The 17,257-nt window shown below is 72.5% G+C and carries 17 protein-coding genes; 4 read left to right on the top strand and 13 right to left on the bottom strand.

What is annotated here, in order from left to right; translation table 11 throughout:
* From ACFWV2_RS25770 to ACFWV2_RS25710, 13 genes are all read right to left on the bottom strand, one after another.
* The coding region (locus ACFWV2_RS25770) for a hypothetical protein (protein ID WP_384408166.1) at positions 1-519 on the bottom strand (519 nt) is incomplete at its 3' end.
* Entirely contained in the window at positions 516-1,898 is a 1,383-nt protein-coding gene (locus ACFWV2_RS25765) for an MFS transporter (protein ID WP_384408164.1), read from the bottom strand. The genes ACFWV2_RS25765 and ACFWV2_RS25770, both read right to left, overlap by 4 nt.
* A gap of 5 nt (positions 1,899-1,903) precedes the next feature.
* The gene (locus ACFWV2_RS25760) at positions 1,904-2,881 is read right to left on the bottom strand and encodes a ribonucleotide-diphosphate reductase subunit beta (RefSeq protein ID WP_384408162.1); all 978 of its coding nucleotides are present in this window, start codon (positions 2,879-2,881) and stop codon (positions 1,904-1,906) included.
* Between the two features lie 121 nt (positions 2,882-3,002).
* Positions 3,003-3,188, bottom strand: coding sequence for a hypothetical protein (locus tag ACFWV2_RS25755; protein WP_384408160.1), 186 nt, complete (start codon positions 3,186-3,188; stop codon positions 3,003-3,005).
* A 139-nt stretch (positions 3,189-3,327) separates the two neighbouring features.
* On the bottom strand, positions 3,328-3,663 hold the full coding sequence (locus ACFWV2_RS25750) for a hypothetical protein (protein ID WP_384408158.1): 336 nt from the start codon (positions 3,661-3,663) through the stop codon (positions 3,328-3,330).
* An 83-nt stretch (positions 3,664-3,746) separates the two neighbouring features.
* Complete coding sequence (locus ACFWV2_RS25745; protein ID WP_384408156.1) at positions 3,747-5,570, bottom strand: NAD(P)H-dependent oxidoreductase; 1,824 nt, start codon at positions 5,568-5,570, stop codon at positions 3,747-3,749.
* A 2-nt stretch (positions 5,571-5,572) separates the two neighbouring features.
* Entirely contained in the window at positions 5,573-6,982 is a 1,410-nt protein-coding gene (locus ACFWV2_RS25740) for a dihydroorotase family protein (protein ID WP_384408154.1), read from the bottom strand.
* The gene (locus ACFWV2_RS25735) at positions 6,970-8,070 is read right to left on the bottom strand and encodes an acyl-CoA dehydrogenase family protein (protein ID WP_384408334.1); all 1,101 of its coding nucleotides are present in this window, start codon (positions 8,068-8,070) and stop codon (positions 6,970-6,972) included. The genes ACFWV2_RS25740 and ACFWV2_RS25735 overlap by 13 nt, the downstream gene beginning before the upstream one ends.
* Positions 8,067-9,125, bottom strand: coding sequence for a PrpF domain-containing protein (locus ACFWV2_RS25730; RefSeq protein ID WP_384408152.1), 1,059 nt, complete (start codon positions 9,123-9,125; stop codon positions 8,067-8,069). Before ACFWV2_RS25730 ends, ACFWV2_RS25735 begins: the two co-directional genes overlap by 4 nt.
* Complete coding sequence (gene asnB / locus ACFWV2_RS25725) at positions 9,122-10,963, bottom strand: asparagine synthase (glutamine-hydrolyzing) (protein ID WP_384408150.1); 1,842 nt, start codon at positions 10,961-10,963, stop codon at positions 9,122-9,124. Before asnB ends, ACFWV2_RS25730 begins: the two co-directional genes overlap by 4 nt.
* A 30-nt stretch (positions 10,964-10,993) precedes the next feature.
* Positions 10,994-11,950: a PLP-dependent cysteine synthase family protein gene (locus ACFWV2_RS25720; protein WP_384408148.1), complete on the bottom strand. Its 957-nt coding sequence runs from the start codon at positions 11,948-11,950 to the stop codon at positions 10,994-10,996.
* Positions 11,951-11,976: 26 nt separating this feature from the next.
* A complete protein-coding gene (locus ACFWV2_RS25715; protein ID WP_384408146.1) occupies positions 11,977-12,777 on the bottom strand; it encodes an HpcH/HpaI aldolase/citrate lyase family protein in 801 nt (266 codons plus the stop codon).
* Positions 12,774-13,634 carry a TauD/TfdA dioxygenase family protein gene (locus tag ACFWV2_RS25710; RefSeq protein WP_384408144.1) on the bottom strand — a complete coding sequence of 287 codons (861 nt, stop codon included), beginning with the start codon at positions 13,632-13,634 and terminating at the stop codon, positions 12,774-12,776. Before ACFWV2_RS25710 ends, ACFWV2_RS25715 begins: the two co-directional genes overlap by 4 nt.
* 362 nt (positions 13,635-13,996) lie before the next feature.
* On the opposite strand from ACFWV2_RS25710, the gene ACFWV2_RS25705 reads away from it, so the two are divergent.
* The 4 genes from ACFWV2_RS25705 (at position 13,997) to ACFWV2_RS25690 (ending at position 17,175) form a co-directional block, all read left to right on the top strand.
* The gene (locus ACFWV2_RS25705) at positions 13,997-14,203 is read left to right on the top strand and encodes a 4-oxalocrotonate tautomerase family protein (protein ID WP_384408142.1); all 207 of its coding nucleotides are present in this window, start codon (positions 13,997-13,999) and stop codon (positions 14,201-14,203) included.
* Entirely contained in the window at positions 14,200-15,462 is a 1,263-nt protein-coding gene (locus ACFWV2_RS25700) for an MFS transporter (protein WP_384408140.1), read from the top strand. The genes ACFWV2_RS25705 and ACFWV2_RS25700 overlap by 4 nt, the downstream gene beginning before the upstream one ends.
* A gap of 91 nt (positions 15,463-15,553) precedes the next feature.
* A complete protein-coding gene (gene metK, locus ACFWV2_RS25695) occupies positions 15,554-16,792 on the top strand; it encodes a methionine adenosyltransferase (RefSeq protein ID WP_384408138.1) in 1,239 nt (412 codons plus the stop codon).
* A gap of 2 nt (positions 16,793-16,794) precedes the next feature.
* Entirely contained in the window at positions 16,795-17,175 is a 381-nt protein-coding gene (locus ACFWV2_RS25690) for a hypothetical protein (RefSeq protein ID WP_384408136.1), read from the top strand.
* Positions 17,176-17,257 lie beyond the last annotated feature (82 nt).

Here is a 17,257-nt window from a genome sequence, read left to right as displayed (position 1 = left end):
GCCCACACCCCCCCCGGGCTGGCTGCCCGGGTGTCGCTTTAACCGGGCGGCCCGGGGGTTTTGGCGGCGGGCGGCCCGGCGGGTGTCGGGCCCGAGGCCGTGGACGAGGAAGGTGTGCGGGTAGCCGAACCACGGCACCCGGTAGAACTCGGAGTGGCGCATCCCGGACAGGTCCGGGGAGACGGGGACGGCATGGCCCCGCGCCAGTTCACGCCCGACGAGATCGAGGGCCTTCTCGGGGGAGTCCGGGGAGGTCTCCCAGCGCGCGGTGACACCTCGTTGGAAGCGGGGCTCGTGGTACTCGGTGTCCAGGCCGCCGTACAGGGTGAGGAGCTCCCCGTCGGCGGTGCGCTCCACGGCGAAGTTGACCGGCTGGGCGAGCGCCGGGGCGGTGTCCCGGAACCCGACGGCGTACAGGCTGTCGCGCAGGCAGTGCACCCAGCAGGAGATCCGCGCGTGCGCGATGTCCTCGACGGCGTCGAGCGAGGGGCTCAGGTAGGGGAAGCCACCGGCGGTCATACCGGGGTCCTCCCCGCGGTCCCGGACCCCTCCGCCTCCGGAGCCCGCTCCTGCGCGGCGGCGGTCGGCCGTTGCGGCACGAGACGGGTGACCAGCATCAGCACCGGGACGGCCATCGCGAGACCCACCAGCACGGCACTCCAGGAAACACCCGCCCGTGCGACGAGGACGCCGCCGAGCACGGTGCCCGCGACGAGGAAGACGTCGGAGAGCGGTACGAGCGTGGCGTAGTACCGGCCCTGGAGGTCGGCCGGCAGCCGCTTCTGCACCTCGGAGAAGTACACGACGGAGGCGATGGACTCGAAGACACCCGCCGCGAAGAGCAGCGCGAGGGCGAGGTACCACTCACCGGTCGCGATCAGCGCGATCCAGCACAGTCCTTCCAGGGCGTTGCCCAGGATGTACACCCAGCCCTGGTTCCAGCGGCGGAAGGCAGCGGCGGCCAGCGCGCCGAGCGCGCCGCCGAGCCCCATCGCGGCGAGCAGATAACCGAGCATCGCGGGGACGGAGGCGAAGTCCCGCAGCGAGTACGCCGCGAGGAAGGTACGGCCGAGTCCCAGCGCCACCATGTACGTGAACGCCGTCACCGTCAGGGACGAGAGCCGCCCGTCGCCGCGCACCATGCGCACCAGGTCGCGCGCCCCGGTCGCCAAGGACCGGGCCCAGGCGGCGAGCCAGTGGCCCACCGCGGCGACGGGACCCGGCCGGCCGGTGCCGGAGCCCCGTGTGCCGCCCGCCGTGCGGGGGGCGTCCGTTCCGCCGCCCTGGGCGGTGTGCCTCCGCGTGCGCGGCAGGCGGGTCAGCAGCACGGCCGCGGCCAGCGCGGTCGCGGCCTCGGCGCAGAAGAGCCAGCCGATCCCGGCCGCCGCGGCGATCGGCCCGGCGAGCGCAGGACCGAGCAGCTTGGGGACCCGCTCCGCCGTCACGATCAGCCCGTTGCCCTCGAGTTCGCTGCCCTCGGGGATCACCTGCGGGCGCAGCGCCATGGTGGCGGGGAAGCCGAACATGTAGCCGACGCCGATGGCCAGGGCCAGGAGCTGGATCTGCCACATCGCGGTGGTGAACGGGAAGAGGACGGCGGCCAGTCCGCTGCCGAGCGCGGCGAGCATCGCCACGCGGCGAGGATCGTTGCGGTCGACGATCTGACCCACGAGCGCGCCCAGCAGGATGTTGGGAAGGAACCGGGCGGCGAGCGTGAACCCGACCTCCAGGCCGAGGCCGTACCGCTGCATCACGAGCAGCGGCAGGCCCACCGTCGTCATCGCGGAGCCGGTCTCCAGGACGAACAGCGAGCCGACCAGGCGCAGAGCCCCGGGGCTGCGCAGGACCCGGGCGAAGCTCCCGCCGGGCTCCCTGGCGGTCTGGGTGTCGTCGGTCATGTCCCTCACCTGTTCTGGCCGGCAGCCGCGGGGGTGCGCAGGGCGGCGTCCTGGGCCGCCCTGCACGCGTCGAGCACATGCTCGGCGAAGTCCTGGGGGAGGTCGAGCTGCCGCAGACGTACGGCGATCGTCCCGAGCAGGTCGCTCGCGGAGGCGGCCGCGGCGGCGGCGCGCCGCGGGGTGGCGCCGGGAGAGATGCCGACGACGGCCGCGAGGGGCATGCCCGTCTCGATCAGCTCGTTGATCGCGTCGGCGTGGCCTTCCTTCGCACCGCGGCGCAGGGCGTGCAGACCGAAACTGACGTGCCGGGACTCGTCCCGGGTCATGGCCGTGAAACCGGCTCGCATCCCGGGCAGCAGGGGGATGCGTTGGAGGCTGCGGACCAGTCCGCGCTGACCGTGCAGGGCCAGGACGCCTTCGGTGATCAGGTGGAAGAACGTGACGGCCCGCAGCCACAGGGCGTAGTCGTGCGGTGAGGCGTTCAGCTCACGCAGGATCGTGTTCTCCAGGGTGTGCACGGCACGGTTGGCCGGGCTCAGCGTCGACCACGAGGTGATGAGCTGATTCCGCAGGGAGGCGTCGAGGCCGAGGAGTTCCTCGGCGAGGCGGCTGACGAACACGGTGTGCCGTGCCTCGTCGGCGGCCTGGGTGGCCAGATAGACGAGGTACTCCTCGTCCGGGCACGCGGCGAGGACCGGACTCATCAGGTCCAGGCCCGTGTACTCACCGATCAGGAAACTGGTGACGAAGGCGGACAGGGAGTCCCGGGTGCCGGGGCTGAGGAGGCTGTTCCAGTGATGGCGGTCCCGCTCCAGGTCGATGTCCGAGGCGATCCACTGCTGGCGTTCCCAACGGCGGTAGAGCTCACGGGGGTCGAAGCGCCGTTCCAGCGTGTCGCCCGCACCGCCCAGCAGGGCCTCCGGGCTCAGCCGGGACAGTCCGTCCAGATCGGCCTCGTCGAACAGCAGCGTCGTCCAGCGCACCGCCGGCACCTCCTCGTCGTTCCCGTTCCGCTCCGCGCGGGACGCCCGCCCCACGCGATTCGCCGGCCGGTTCCCGGGAGCCCCGGTGACCGGCCGGCAGAATCACTGCGCCGACGGGAAGTCACATGATCTTGCCCATGACGAAGCCCTCGATCTCGGCGGCGACACCGGCGTAGAGCTCCTCGTGGGAGTCCTTGATGCCGTCGAGCCAGGCCTCGAACGCCGTGGCGTCATCGGTGCTCGGAGCGGCGGAACCGGTCTCCTCGACGATGAGCTCCTGGATCTCGGTGCTGAGTGCGGTAGCCACGTACGCACTCCTTTCTCGTCGGGCGGGCGACTGCCCGCGGGAAGGCGGAGGCCGTTCGGTCTCTGCTCTGTGGGGATGCTGTCAGCGCGGCGGACCCGGCTGCATCTTCTGAACTGCTATGACTCGGCGGGCCGAACTGCTACGACGCCGCGGAGCGCACCGGGTGCGGGGCGACCGTGACGGATCCCGCGAGGAGCCCCGCCACGGTCACCGGCTCGAAGTTCACCGCGCTGGACCAGCCCCCGACGGCCAGCCGGAACCAGACCGAGCTGGTGATGACCCCGTCCCGGTGCTGGTCCTCGACCACCTCGTCGCCGGGCGACCAGCCCTCGGCCTCGTAGCCGACGGAGGTGTCCGGAAGCACCAGGTCGATCACGGGACTGCCCAGCGACGGACCGGACCGGATGTTGGCGTCACGCCACACGGGCCCCAGCCCGGCGGACAGCACGTGGTACTCGGGGGGCGACACGGACATGTGCTCTCTCCGTTCTCCGGCGTGCTCGTCGCACGCTCGGCGGTGGGGTTCTTCACTTCGGGGGTACGGGGCGGCGGACGGGCTCAGGCCGCGGCACCCAGGACGGCCGACCGGCCGGCGGCGGCGCGCGCCCCGCTCAGCCAGACCACCTGGGACACCATCTCGACGAGCCGTGCCGCGTCGGGATCGAGAGCGGAGCCGTCCGCGGAGGGCTGCTCCGGAGCGGCCGCGACGGCCACCCCCACGGGCGTGGGCCACCCCCGCAGAGCGTGTCCGATGGTGCGCAGCGTGGCCAGGGTCGACACGGCGCCCTGGGCGGCCGCCCCCACCGCGACCGTGCCGATCGCACGCCCCTCCAGGTACGGCACCGGTCCGCCGATGTCGTTGACGTAGTCGAGGGCGTTCTTCAGCAGTCCCGAGACGGTCGCGTGGTACGTCGGCGACACCAGGATCACGCCGTGGGCGGCGCGCAGCTCACCCAGGAAGCCGGCCACGGCCGCATGCGTACCGGCCAGGCCGGGCCGGTACGCCGGGAAGTCGATCTCGGAGCCGGTGAACACCCGGACGGACGCGCCCTGTTCGGCGCTCCGGTCGGCGCACCATGCCGCCACCCGGTCGCAGGTGGATCCCGAACGCAGCGATCCGCTGATCACGACGATGCGTGGTGCCCCCATGGGGGTGTCCCCTCTGTTCGTTCGGACGGTGACCGGCAGGACGGGGGCCCGCTCCGGGCGTGGGGGACCCGGCCGCCAGGCGAGGACGTCGGCGATCTCCGCGTCCTTGCGGCCGGCGGACTTGAAGCGTGCGTTGCGCCGTTCCTCCTCGACCCGGTCGGCGCCCTGGTCGAGAGCGCCCTGGCGGCGGGAAGCGAGCACCACGGCCCCCGCGCGGTCCACCCGCTCGCGGGCGTACGCGGCGAGCGCGTCGGGCACCGTGGCGTTCGACGCGAGCGTGTCGGCGAGGACGGCCGCGTCCTCCAACGCCATGTTGGCGCCCTGGCCGAGGGCCGGGACCATCGGATGCGCGGCGTCACCGAGCAGCGCCACCCGACCGTCCACCCAGCACGGGGCGGGGTCGCGGTCGTGGATGTCGGTGACGACGATCTCCGTGGGGTCCGCGTCGCGCACCAGGGCGACGACGGGCACGAACCAGTCCCGCAGGGCGTCGAGCAGCGCCAGCCGGGCGCCCGCCGGTCCCTTGGAGGGCCACACTCCGGCAGGCGCGGTGATCTTGGCGGTCCAGTACAGGGTGTCCTCGCCCACCGGGGCGACGAACAGCTGGATGCCGCGGCCGTTGACGACGTACCCGCGCTGCCCGAGAGCCGAGCCGGTGGTGCGGCCGCGGACCGAGGTGTAGCCGCGGTACGTGGGCGGGCCGTCGCCCAGCATGCGGGCCCGGACCGCCGAGTGGATGCCGTCGGCGCCGATCAGCGCGTCGCAGTCGACGGCGGTCCCGTCGGACAGCCGCACGGTGACGTGGCCTGGCCGCGTGGTGTAGTCCGTCACGGTGGTCGCCAGCCGGACGGCCGCCCCCGCGGTGAACGCCTCGTCGAGCAGCACCCGGTGCAGGGCGGAGCGCAGCACCGGGATCTGCGGGGTGCCCATGTCGTCGGCCGCGGCACCGATCGGCTCCTCGGCGAGCACCGTTCCGTCCGCGCTCATCAGCACCCGTACCTCGTCGGGCCGGGTGATGTGTCCGACCTGGCGGAGCCGGGCACTGATCTGCGGGCTCAGGGCTTCGGCGGCCCGCATTCCGTTCGGGTAGAGCACGAGCCCCGAGCCGCCGCCGCCGATGCGCCCCGCCCGCTCGACGACGGTCACGTCGAGGCCGCGCGCCGCCATGCCCGCCGCCGCCGCGAGCCCTCCGATCCCGCCGCCCGCGACCACCACGGACCGTCTTCTGGACATGTTCATCCCTCCTGGGCGGCGTGCGCCGCCGTCCGTGTACCGGCCGCGGCCGTCAGCAGACGGCCGTCGTACGCGCCGAACGTGCCCGAGGCCGCGTCCCACACCGTGCGGCCGGCCCGCAGGGTGCGCTCGACCCGGCCGGTGAAGGTCCAGCCCTCGTAGGCCGACCAGCCGCACTTGCTCTCCACGTCGTGCGCCGAGAGCATCCAGGTCGAGTCGGGGGCGAAGACGACCAGATCGGCGTCGGCGCCCGCAGCGATCCGCCCCTTCCCGGGAAGCCGGAACAGCTCTGCCGGCGCCTGCGACAGGTGCCGCACCAGACGGGCAGCGGCGATGTCCGGATCCTCATCGGGCCATCTACGGCGCATTCCGGTCCACACGGCGGCGCCCAGTTCCTGCACACCGGGCAGTCCCGGCGGCGAGGCGGCGACCGAACGCGTCTTCTCGGCGACGGTGTGCGGCGCGTGATCGCTGCCGAGCGTGGTGAGTTGCCCGCCGGCCAGTGCCCGCCACAGGCGGTCCTGGTCCGCCTGCCCCCGGATCGACGGCGACAGCCGCGTACGGGCGCCCAGACGGGAGGTGTCCTTGTCGGTGAACGACAGATGATGACCGGTGACCTCGAAGGTGACCGGGTACCCGGCCGCCCGCGCCGCGCACACCAGATCGGCCTCCTCGGCGCTGGACAGGTGCAGGATGTGAGCCCGCGTGCCGTACCGCCGGACCAGCTCGATCACCTTGGCGACGGCGACGATGCCGCCGGTGCGCGGGCGACGCCGCTCGTACTCCAGATAGCTGCCCGGCTCACCCCACCAGGCGTCGAGCAGTGCGAACAGCCCGTCGTCCTCGGCGTGGAGGACGAGCTGCACCCCTCCCTCGGCCGCCGCGGCGAAGGCCTTCTCCAGCACCGCCGGATCGCGGACGACGGTGGGAGCCGTGTGGTGGCCGGCCATGAACACCTTGGCGCTGGTCGCCACCGCGGGGTCGAGGTCCGCGAGGAGTTCGGGGCGTGCCGGGTCGAGACCGATGTGGAACCGCAGGTCCACGAGCGAACGCCCCTCCACCAGCCGGGCCTTCTCGAACACCGCCTCCGGATCCAGCGTCGGGGGCACCGTGTTCGGCATGTCCAGCACGGTGGTGACACCGCCGCGGACCGCCGCCCGGCTGCCGTGCTCCCAGTCCTCCTTGTACGTCAGGCCGGGCGTACGGAAGTGCACGTGCGAGTCGATGAGCCCGGGCATCACGTAGTGGTCACCCGCGTCGAGGCGCTCCACCGAGGCGGGCGCCGTATCGGTATCGGTGACGGCGGTGATCCGCCCGTCGGCGACGAGCACATGACCCGGACGTACACCGTGCGGCGTCACGAGCCTGCGGCCGCTGACCACGAGGTCGGGCACGGGGGTCAGCCGGTCCATGTCGCCGCCACCAGATCCCGGCACAGGTCGTTGGTCGGCCCCATGAACGCGATGCCGCGCGCGTCGGCGAGCAGCCGCCCGATCGGGGCGCCCTCACGGTATCCGGCCGAACCGAGCATGCGTGCGACGTCGAGGCAGACCTCCTCGGCGGCCACACTCGCGTGGAGCTTGCTGTGCAGCGTGGTCAGGCCCGGATCGGCCGAAGCCCGTGTGCCGGCCCGGGCCACGACGGCCCGCGCCGTCTCGACGCGGGTGGCCAGGTCCACCAGCCGATGGCGCACGCCGGGCAGTTCCATCAGACCGTGCCCCCGCGCGTGGCGGACGGCCAGTTCGAACGCGGCCTGGGCGATGCCGACGGACACCGCGCCGAGGCTGGCCCCCGACTCCCGGACCCCCGCGATGATCGAGGCGGCTCCGCCGGACGGACCGAGCCGGTCCGCGTCCGTGACGACACAGCCGTCCAGGGTGATCAGCCCGGTCGCAGAACCACGCATGCCGACGAGATCCAGACCGAGGTCCGGTACGAGCCCGTGACCGTCGGCCTCGACCAGGAAGAACGTCTGACCGTCCGCCCCGTACCCCGTACCGGTGTCGGCCGGGCGCGCCGTCTGCACCAGGACCAGATAGAGGTCGGCGACCCCGGCTCCGGTCGTGAATGTCTTCGAACCGTCCAGCCGCCAGCGGCCGTCCGTCAGACGCTCGCCACCGCTGGCCAGGTTCCGCTTGGCCGCACCGGCCCCGGTCTCGCTCCACGCCGAGGCGGCCAGCCACGTGCCCTCGGCCAGCCGCGGCAGCCACCGCTCCCGCTGTTCCTCGGTGCCCCACTCGGAGATCCTGGCACTCACGGCGAAGTGCTGGAACGCGATGATGGCCACCGACGGGTTGACCCGGGCGATCTCCTCGACGACGCGGTTGACCACCTCGGCGTCCCCGCCCCGGCCACCGTGGCGGACCGGAACGGCCGTACCCAGCAGGCCGCTCGCTCGCAGGGCCGCCAGCACCTCGCGATCCGGCTCGCCGACCGGGTCGGTCTTGTCGGCGGATTCGGACAGCCGGGCACGTAGCTCGGCCGTCAGCAGCGGCCTCATGCCGACAGCGCCAGACATTGGGCGACCTCCTCGAATTGCAGATGACTCAGGGGTGCCAGGACGAACGAGCCCTGGAAGGTGACGCGCTTGCGCGCGACGGTCGCCCACAGCAGGGCGCCGTCCCCGCCCGCGGCCGCCCCGGGGACCGTGGTGACCGCGGTGACGGCCGTCCGTCCACCGGGAGTGGCGATGTCGATCGGCCCGACGCCGGCACCGCTCTCGCGGGCGATGCTCCAGGGCACGGTGCCGGGGATCCGCACCGCCGTGCCGAGACAGACGACACCGGTCAGGGCGATCGACGGGTGCCAGCGCGGCACGGTCACGGCGCGGGCCGCGATCCCGCCGTCCTCGGCGGGCAGCACGGCCGCGATCTTGGGGAAGGCGCCGTCGCGGGACCAGCCGAGACGGTCGGCGGCAGCACCCCGGATCGCCTCGAGCCGGACGAGCAGCTCGTCACCCGCGGCGAACAGAGCGGCCTGGTCGGGCACTCCCAGGGTGCGCGCGTCCACGAACGCGTACGCGTTGGCGCTGTTGACGAGGGAGACCTCCACCCGCTCACCGGCAGCCTCCAGCGTGGTGCGCGGCCGGCCGGCGGGCAGCAGGTCACCGAAGGGGACCGGGGACGGCTGGACGAAGGTGACGGTGAAACCGGCGCCGTCCCGCTCGACCCGGTCGACCTCGCACACCACACTGTCCCCGTTGTTGAGGACCTGGACCCGGATCCGCGCACCCGGCACCAGACGGGGCAGCATCCCCGAACGCGAGGCGGCCACCACCGCCGACAGGACCGAGTGACCGCACGAGCCGCGCAGGTCGAACCTGTCCGGAGCACCTGGAAGCGCCTGGACGAAACGGTAGTCGAGGTCGAACATCGGATGGGCGGACGGCTCGACCAGCGCGATCTTCAGCACATGGGACCCGCCCGCGGAGACCAGGTAGCGGCGGGCTTCCGCGAGGTGCGCGAGCAGCGCCTCCTCGTCGCGCGGGAGCAGCTTGGCGTCCAGCACGAACGTCGGACAGGGACTGCCCGACGCGTACGCGAGATGCCCGATCACGCCGCCACCGCCAGCGGTCTCGTCACGCCCGGCGGAACCCCGGCCGCGCCGGGGCGCCGCACGGAACGCCGGAACTGCTCTTCCCACACCTCGTGCACGAGCAGCGCCCACAGGGCCAGCGACGCGGTGTCATCGGGCCGGGCGGCCTGCGTGGCGAACAGGGCGTCGACGGCTCGTCCGTCCAGCCGCCCGGAGGCCGAGACCCGGCCCGGCGCCAGCAGGTCCCGGGCGTACTCCCACAGGGAGGTGCCGGGCCGCAGCATCGCCGTCACCGGCAGGGTGAAGGGCTGCTTGGGACGGGACAGCACCCGGTCGGGCAGCAGCCCGGCCGCCGCGGCGTAGAGGGTCCGTTTGACCTGACCGCCCTGGATCCGCTGATGGTCGGGCAGCACCCGCCCCAGAGCCACGACCGACCGCTGGCAGAACGGCACCCGGGCCTCCACCGAGGAGGCCATGCTCAGATGGTCGACGCGCCGGAGATGGTAGGCGGGCAGGCGGTGGTCCAGCTCGAACCGGGTGATGCGGTCGAGGACCGTACCGGGGCCGTGGAGCAGATCGTCCCGGGCCGCCGCGGGCAGCGCCGGATCCGTGGCGACATGGGCCCGGTAGGCATCGGTGTAGAGCCCGTTCCGCAGAGCCGCCGGTGCCGCGGAGAGCGCGTCCAGGTAGCCCTCCGACCAGTTCGCGCCCGCGGCGGCCCGCTCGGCCGCGACCCGCATCCGCTCGTATCCGCCGAACACCTCGTCGGCGGCGTCGCCCGTGAGGGCGACCGTGAAGCCGGCGTCGCGGACCGCCCGGAACAGGGCGAACGTGCTCAGGGCGATCGGGTCGGCGTTCGGCTGGCCCAGGTGCCACACCGTGTCCTCGAGGAGCTCGGGGAAACCGGCCGGGTCGATCTCCACCTGATGATGCGTCGCCCCGGCGCGCTCGGCGACCTCACGGGCGAAGTGCCGTTCGTCGAAGGGCCAGGCGCCCCGGTAGGCGATGTTGAACGTGTGCACCGGGCCCCGTTCGGCCGCGAGCGCCGTGACCAGACTGGAATCCAGGCCGCCGGAGGTGATCAGAGCCACCGGAACGTCCGCCACGAGCAGCCGTCCCACCTCGGAGCGCAGCGTGCGCCGTACCTGCCGCGCCGCGGTGAACCCGTCGTCGAGCGGCCCGCCGGCCACGTCCGCCGCCCGCCGCCGAAGGCGCGGGGTGCCGCCCAGCTCGCCCACCCAGGTCGTGCCCGGCTCCAGCACCTCCACGTCCTCGTACATGGTCCGCGTGCCGAACGGGGTACGGGTCGCCAGGTACGCGTCCAGGGCGGACTCCCGTACTCGGCCGCCGATCCCGCCGAACCCGAGCAGTGCCGGCAGCTCGGAGGAGAACCACAGGGACCGGTCCGCCGCGTCCCACCGGTAGTACAGCGGCTTCATCCCGATGTGGTCGGTGGCCAGCAGCAGGCGGGGCACCTCACCGCGGGTGTCGAGGAGTGCCAGCGCGTACATGCCGTCGAGGTGCTCGGTGAAGTCCTCGCCGTACTCCAGGTAGAGAGCGGGCAGGACGGAGCCGTCGCAGCGGTCGGGAAGCGAGTGCCCCAGCGCCTCCAGACGCCGGCGCAGCTCCTCGTGGTTGTAGATCTCCCCGTTGAAGACCACCTGCACCGGCCCGCCCCGGCCGTACGGCTGCTCGCCGCCGTCCAGGTCGACGACCGCGAGCCTGTTGCTGCCCAACCCCCAGTCGGGAGCCTGGGACATGCCCGTGGCGTCCGGGCCCCCGTGCCGCTGAAGGGCGGCTACGGTCCGCATCTCGTGCGGCGTCGCCACCGCGTTGAAGTAGCCGAAGATCCGGCACATGGCTGCCTGTCTTTCGTGAGGAGACGACGATCAGCGGGTCGTCGACAGATAGCGTTCCCCGCTGTCGGGGAAGACGGTGACGACCGTGGCACCAGCCCAGCGCGGGTCGGCGGCCACGGCGCGGCTCGCCCAGGCGGCGGCGCCCGAGGAGACGCCGACGGAGAGCCCGGTGGCCCGGGTGATCTCCCGGGCGGTGACGGCGGCGGCCTCGTCCGGGACCGCGACGACCTCGTCCACCAGGGAGAGGTCGGTGATCTCCGAGACGTAGCCGGCCCCGATGCCGGGAATCCCGTGCGGGCCGGGCTCGCCGCCGGACATCACGGCGCTGCGGGCCGGCTCGACGGCCACCACGTGCAGGGTGGTGCGTTCCTTCAGGTAGCGGGCCGTGCCCGTCAGCGTGCCGCCGGTGCCGACCCCGCACACCAGGACGTCGACGCGGCCCCGCGTGGCCTCCCAGATCTCCGGGCCCGTGGTGGCGTAGTGCGCCCGCACGTTGGCCGGATTGCGGTCCTGGTGCGGTACCCACGAGCCGGGCAGCGTCCGCTGGAGGTCCTCCGCGTACGCCCACGCGGCCATCAGCCCGTCCTGGTGCGGTACGAGATGCACCTCGGCGCCCAGTTCCCGGAGGATCAGGCGGCGTTCCTCGGTGGCGTTGTCGGGCATCACGATGATGCACCGGTGCCCGCGGCGGGCGCACAGCGCGGCCAGCGAGATGCCGGTGCTGCCGGAGGAGCACTCGATGACCGTGCCTCCGGTCGCGGGGAGCAGCCCCGCCTCCTCCGCGGCCCGCACCATGAACAGCGCGGCCCGGTCCTTCACGCTTGAGAGCGGATTGGCCATCTCCACCTTGGCGAGGAGCCGCACCGAACCGGCCAGTCCCGGCAGCGGGACCTCCAGCAGCGGCGTACGCCCGACCAGGTCTTCCAGCGACCGGACCGGCGGCGCCACGGTGGCGCCCCCGGGCCGGATGCTCACGTCTGTCGTCACGGTTCCCCTTTTCGTCCGGTGCCCGTTCAGGCCGGGCCGGAGTCCCGGGCCGCCGACAGATGCGAAGCGGCGACCTGCTGCAGGTGGGTGATGTCGCTGGAGACGGTGGCGAAGGTGAACCCCTCGGCGAGCCGCTTCGCGGCGCTCTCCCCGTCCAGGACGTGGATGCCGCAGGCGATGCCGTGCCGGCGCGCGGCCTCCGTGATCCGGACCAGTGCGGCCTCCAGCGCGTCGGCGGCGGCCGGGTCGCCGAACCAGCGCGCGCCGAGCGCGGCCGACAGGTCGGCGGGCCCGACGTACACCGCGTCGAGGCCCTCCGTCGCGCAGATGGCCTCCAGATCGTCCAGCGCGGCCGCCGTCTCGATCATCACGACGCATGCCACCCGGTCGTCGATCTCGGCGGGCACGGAGCCCACGCGCAGCTCGGCCCGGACGGGCCCGCCGAGGCTGCGCGTCCCCGCCGGATGGTGCCGGCAGGCCCGCACCGCGGTCCGCGCCTGCTCGGCGCTCTCGACCATCGGGACGACGACACCGCGCGCGCCCGTGTCGAGCGCGATCCCGATCGCGACCGGGTCCGGCGACGGCACCCGGATGATCCCGGCGGAGCGACCGCGGGAGTCCACCGCCAGCATGGCCGCCTGCCACCCGGGCTGGTGCAGCACACCGTGCTGGCCGTCCACTCCGATGTAGTCGTAGCCGAGTCCGGCGATCCGCTCTGTCCCGGCCGGGTTGTCGAGGGCGATCCAGTAGCCGATCAGACGCTCACGGCCGCGCAGGCGCGCGGCGAACGCGTCCGGGCCCTGGGACGAGGAGATCTCCACGTTCACTCGCCCGTCCTCAGCGCGTAGCTCTGCTTGCCGTCGAGGCCGACGGGCACGTCACCGGTGATGGACACCCGGTGCAGCACCCGCTGGTGCCGCCCGTAGTCGTTGACCGCGTAGTGCTGTGTGCTGCGGTTGTCGAAGATGAGGACGTCGCCGGGCCGCCAGGTCCAGCGCGCGGTGTTCTCCGGCCGCCGCACGTACGACTGGAGCACGTCGATGATCGGCCGGGAGTCGCGCGGCTCCAGGCCCACCAGCCACTGCGCGAAGCCACCGAGGAACAGGCTCGGCTCGCCGGACTCCGGATGCACCCGCACCACGGGGTGGGCGGCCTCGAACCGGCGGGCCAGGAACGCCGCGCGGACCTTGTCCCCGCGATCGGTTCCCAGCCGCGGCTGCTCCGCGTGGTTGGTGTGGACGGCCCAGAGCCGGTCGGCGATCTCGCGCAGCTCGGCGGGCAGGTCCTTGTAGCCGGCGGCCGCGTTCGCGACCAGGGTGTCCCCGCCGTAGGGGGGCAGCACCACACTGCGGAGGGTCGTGCCCAGCGACGGGGTGGTGGTGAAGCTGATGTCGGTGTGCCAGTGGTCGGCGCGCTGGTCCTCGCCGTCGACCGGTATGACCTGGGGAGTGCCGTCGACCGTCCGCATCATCGGGTGCGTCTGGGTGAGCGGGCCGAACCGTGCCGCGAAGGCGAGCTGGTGCGCGTCGTTGATGTCCTGGTCCCGGAAGAACAGGACCTTGTGCTCCAGGAAGGCCGCGTGGATCTGCCCGAAGACGGATTCCGACAACTCGGTGGAGAGGTCGACGCCCGTCACCTCCGCGCCGATCTTTCCGCCGATCCTGCGTATGTCGAAGAGGGACACCGGCATTCCTTCCGAACCTGTCAGGAGACCTGTGCTCCCGTGATGGGCGGGCCGCGCGGGCATACGGGCGGAATACGCCGTCCCGGCACGGGAGAAGAACCCGGCGGTCGGACGGGACCGTCGGGCGGGACGGCGCCGATCACATCACGGGCCGGAAATCGACGGCAACAGGACGCGGAATCGCGTCGCGACTTCACCAACTCGCTCACGTCCCGTGAGGAAAAGGACCCGGGAAATCGGTCGACTTGTTCAAGTCGCTCTTCTTCCGCGATCCCCGCTTGCCTGCCCGCCGGCGTTCCGGGGATTCTCGAACCGCCGCGCTCGCGCCCTTGAATCGTCATCTGCAGAAAAGGACCGCCGACATGCCGGTGATCACCGTCAACTGGTGGCAGGGCAACGACCGGGAAGCCCGGAGAGAGCTGGTGGCGGGTATCACCGATGTCGTCACACGCGTCTCCGGATGCCCGGACGACGCCGTCACCGTCATCGTCCGCGACGTGGCCCCGGACCACTGGGGCAGGGGCGGTCGCCTCGCCGACGAATCCCGCGCCTCACGGGGCCCGCGATGACCCTGCGCTCCCTGCATCCGAACATCCGGCTGCGGATCACCGTCGGCTTCGTCCAGCGGCTGCTGTCCGTCATGCTCATGCCCCTCCTCGTCATCCACCTCGCGAGCCTGTACGGCCCCGCCGTCGCCGGAGGTCTGACCGTCTGCGTCGCGGCGGCCGGCATCGCCTCCAACTTCCTCGGCGGACACTTCGCCGACGTGTACGGACGTCGCCCCGTCATGGTGGCGGGTGAGCTGGGCGCCACGCTCACCTTCGGGCTGCTCGCCCTGGCGAACTCGCCCTGGTGGACGTCGGGTGTCGCCACGTTCGTCCTGTTCCTGCTCAACACGTGCTGCTCACAGCTGGCCACTCCGGCCGCCGACGCGATGATGGTCGACGTCTCCACCCCCGAGAACCGGCCGCTCGTCTACACGATCAACTACTGGTCGATCAACCTCGCCTTCACCGTGGGCGCGCTGCTCGGCGGCTTCCTCTACGACGGCCACTTCCTCCACCTGCTGACCGGTGCCGCCGCGCTGTGTCTTCTGACCACGGCGGTGATGTGGCGCTGGATCAGTGAGACCGCCCCCACCGGCGGGAAGGCGGTCGCGACCGGGCCCGCCGCGATGCTGCGCGGCTACCTCGCCGTCGCCCGGGACCGGGTCTTCCTGCGTCAGCTGGTCGCCGCCGCGCTGATCGCGGCCGTCGAGATGCAGATCGGTTACTACATCGCCGTCCGCCTCGCCCACGAGTTCCCCGAGCAGACGCTCCTGGCGGTGGGTGACTGGACCGTGGACGTCGACGGCGTCGCGATCCTCGGAGTCCTGCGGGCTGTCAACGCCGCCCTGATCGTCGCCCTCGTCCTCGTCGCGAAGACGCTGCTGGCGCGCGTGTCCGAGCGTGTCAGGCTGTACGGCGGCATCGCGGTCTTCACCCTCGGCTACATGGTCTGGGCCGTGAGCGACCTGGGCTGGATCCTCATCGCCGCGGCGGTCCTGCTCACCTTCGGTGAGATCGCCAGTGTTCCGGTGCGCCAGGCGCTCCTGGCCGACCTGATCGACGCCGAGGCCCGCACCAAGTACCTGGCGGTGTACGCGCTCAACGCCCGGATCGGCCTGCTCGCCGCCGCCCTGTGCGTCACCCTCGGCGCGTTCGTCCCCTCCCTCGGCATGGCTCTGCTGTACGGGACGGCCGGCCTTGCCGCGATCCTGCTCTACCGGTCCCTGGTCGGGATACGGACCGTTCGCGAGGCCGAGAAGGCCACCGTCGCGGCGGCGTGAGATGACCAGGCAGCACCGGATCCACGGCACCTCGCGTGACTCGGCCAAGTCCGCTTGCGGGGCGGGAGCGGTCGCGGATCTGAGGCGCCCCATGACGAAACGGCTGTTCACCTCGGAGTCGGTGACCGAGGGCCATCCAGACAAGATCGCCGACCAGATCAGCGACACCATCCTCGACGCGCTGCTGCGCGAGGACCCCACCTCCCGCGTCGCCGTCGAGACCCTGATCACCACCGGTCAGGTCCACGTCGCGGGCGAGGTCACCACGTCCGCGTACGCGCCGATCGCCCAGCTGGTGCGGGACAAGATCCTGGAGATCGGGTACGACTCCTCGATGAAGGGCTTCGACGGCGCCTCCTGCGGCGTCTCGGTGTCCATCGGGTCGCAGTCCCCGGACATCGCCCAGGGTGTGGACACCGCGTACGAGAAGCGGGTCGAGGGTGATGAGGACGAGCTGGACAAGCAGGGCGCCGGCGACCAGGGGCTGATGTTCGGCTACGCATCGGACGAGACCCCCGAGCTGATGCCGCTGCCGATCCACATCGCGCACCGGCTCTCCCGCCGGCTGACCGAGGTCCGCAAGAACGGCACCATTCCCTATCTGCGTCCCGACGGCAAGACCCAGGTCACCATCGAGTACGACGGGGACAAGGCCGTCCGTCTCGACACGGTCGTGGTCTCCTCGCAGCACGCCTCCGACATCGACCTGGAGTCGCTGCTGGCGCCCGACATCCGCGAGTTCGTCGTCGAGCACGTGCTCGCGCAGCTCGTCGAGGACGGCATCAAGCTCGACACCGAGGGCTACCGCCTCCTGGTGAACCCGACCGGGCGCTTCGAGATCGGCGGCCCGATGGGCGACGCCGGCCTCACCGGCCGCAAGATCATCATCGACACCTACGGCGGCATGGCCCGCCACGGCGGCGGTGCCTTCTCCGGCAAGGACCCGTCCAAGGTCGACCGCTCGGCCGCCTACGCCATGCGCTGGGTCGCCAAGAACGTCGTCGCCGCCGGCCTCGCCGCGCGCTGCGAGGTCCAGGTCGCCTACGCGATCGGCAAGGCCGAGCCCGTCGGCCTCTTCGTCGAGACCTTCGGCACCGAGGAGATCCCCCTTCACCTCATAGAGAACGCCATCGCCGAGGTCTTCGACCTCCGCCCGGCCGCCATCATCCGCGACCTCGACCTGCTCCGCCCGATCTACTCCCAGACCGCCGCCTACGGCCACTTCGGCCGCGAGCTGCCGGACTTCACCTGGGAGCGCACCGACCGAGCCGAGGCCCTGCGCGTCGCGGCCGGCCTCGACCAGCCCCTTCCGCCCCTCCGAGAGGAATAACCGTGTCCACGATCACCGCCCCGTCCGAGACCGGCTTCTTCCCTGAGCCCGTCGCCACCGAGCGGGCCCGCCACCGCGTCGAGGAACTCATGGCCGACTTCCGTACCGGCGCCTGGCACCCGACCCGGCTCGAAAGCCGCGTCGCCGAGCTGCTCCTCGCGTCGACCGCCGGAGACGGCATGCTCACCCCGCGACGTATCCGCGCGGCCCTGTGGGAGGGAAACATCGCGATGACCCACGAGAACGACGGCCGCTTCGCCCACCTCCTCGCCGACCTCGTCCCCGTCCTGGACGACCCCCAGCTCACCGCCCTCGACATCGTCGACGCGGCGGGCGAGCTCGTCGGCGCCGTGGCATCCACCGCCGTCGCCGTCGCCGCCTGATCCTTCGACGCGGGTGGCCCGGACGGAGAACCAACCGCCCCGCCACCCCCCGCGGGGGCCCGGGGAACCCGCCCCGGGCGGC

This window comes from Streptomyces sp. NPDC058671 (assembly GCF_042716475.1).
Classification (GTDB): domain Bacteria; phylum Actinomycetota; class Actinomycetes; order Streptomycetales; family Streptomycetaceae; genus Streptomyces.
Note: the sequence above shows the minus strand (reverse complement) of the source record. Positions and strands in the feature narration are given on the sequence as shown.

What these genes read in the sequence shown, in the direction of transcription:
- ACFWV2_RS25765 (WP_384408164.1), bottom strand. Translation starts at nt 1,898, where the DNA reads ATGACCGACGACACCCAGACCGCCAGGGAGCCCGGCGGGAGCTTCGCC.
- ACFWV2_RS25750 (WP_384408158.1), bottom strand. Translation starts at nt 3,663, where the DNA reads ATGTCCGTGTCGCCCCCCGAGTACCACGTGCTGTCCGCCGGGCTGGGG.
- ACFWV2_RS25745 (WP_384408156.1), bottom strand. Translation starts at nt 5,570, where the DNA reads ATGTCCAGAAGACGGTCCGTGGTGGTCGCGGGCGGCGGGATCGGAGGG.
- ACFWV2_RS25740 (WP_384408154.1), bottom strand. Translation starts at nt 6,982, where the DNA reads ATGGACCGGCTGACCCCCGTGCCCGACCTCGTGGTCAGCGGCCGCAGG.
- ACFWV2_RS25735 (WP_384408334.1), bottom strand. Translation starts at nt 8,070, where the DNA reads ATGAGGCCGCTGCTGACGGCCGAGCTACGTGCCCGGCTGTCCGAATCC.
- asnB (WP_384408150.1), bottom strand. Translation starts at nt 10,963, where the DNA reads ATGTGCCGGATCTTCGGCTACTTCAACGCGGTGGCGACGCCGCACGAG.
- ACFWV2_RS25705 (WP_384408142.1), top strand. Translation starts at nt 13,997, where the DNA reads ATGCCGGTGATCACCGTCAACTGGTGGCAGGGCAACGACCGGGAAGCC.
- ACFWV2_RS25700 (WP_384408140.1), top strand. Translation starts at nt 14,200, where the DNA reads ATGACCCTGCGCTCCCTGCATCCGAACATCCGGCTGCGGATCACCGTC.
- metK (WP_384408138.1), top strand. Translation starts at nt 15,554, where the DNA reads ATGACGAAACGGCTGTTCACCTCGGAGTCGGTGACCGAGGGCCATCCA.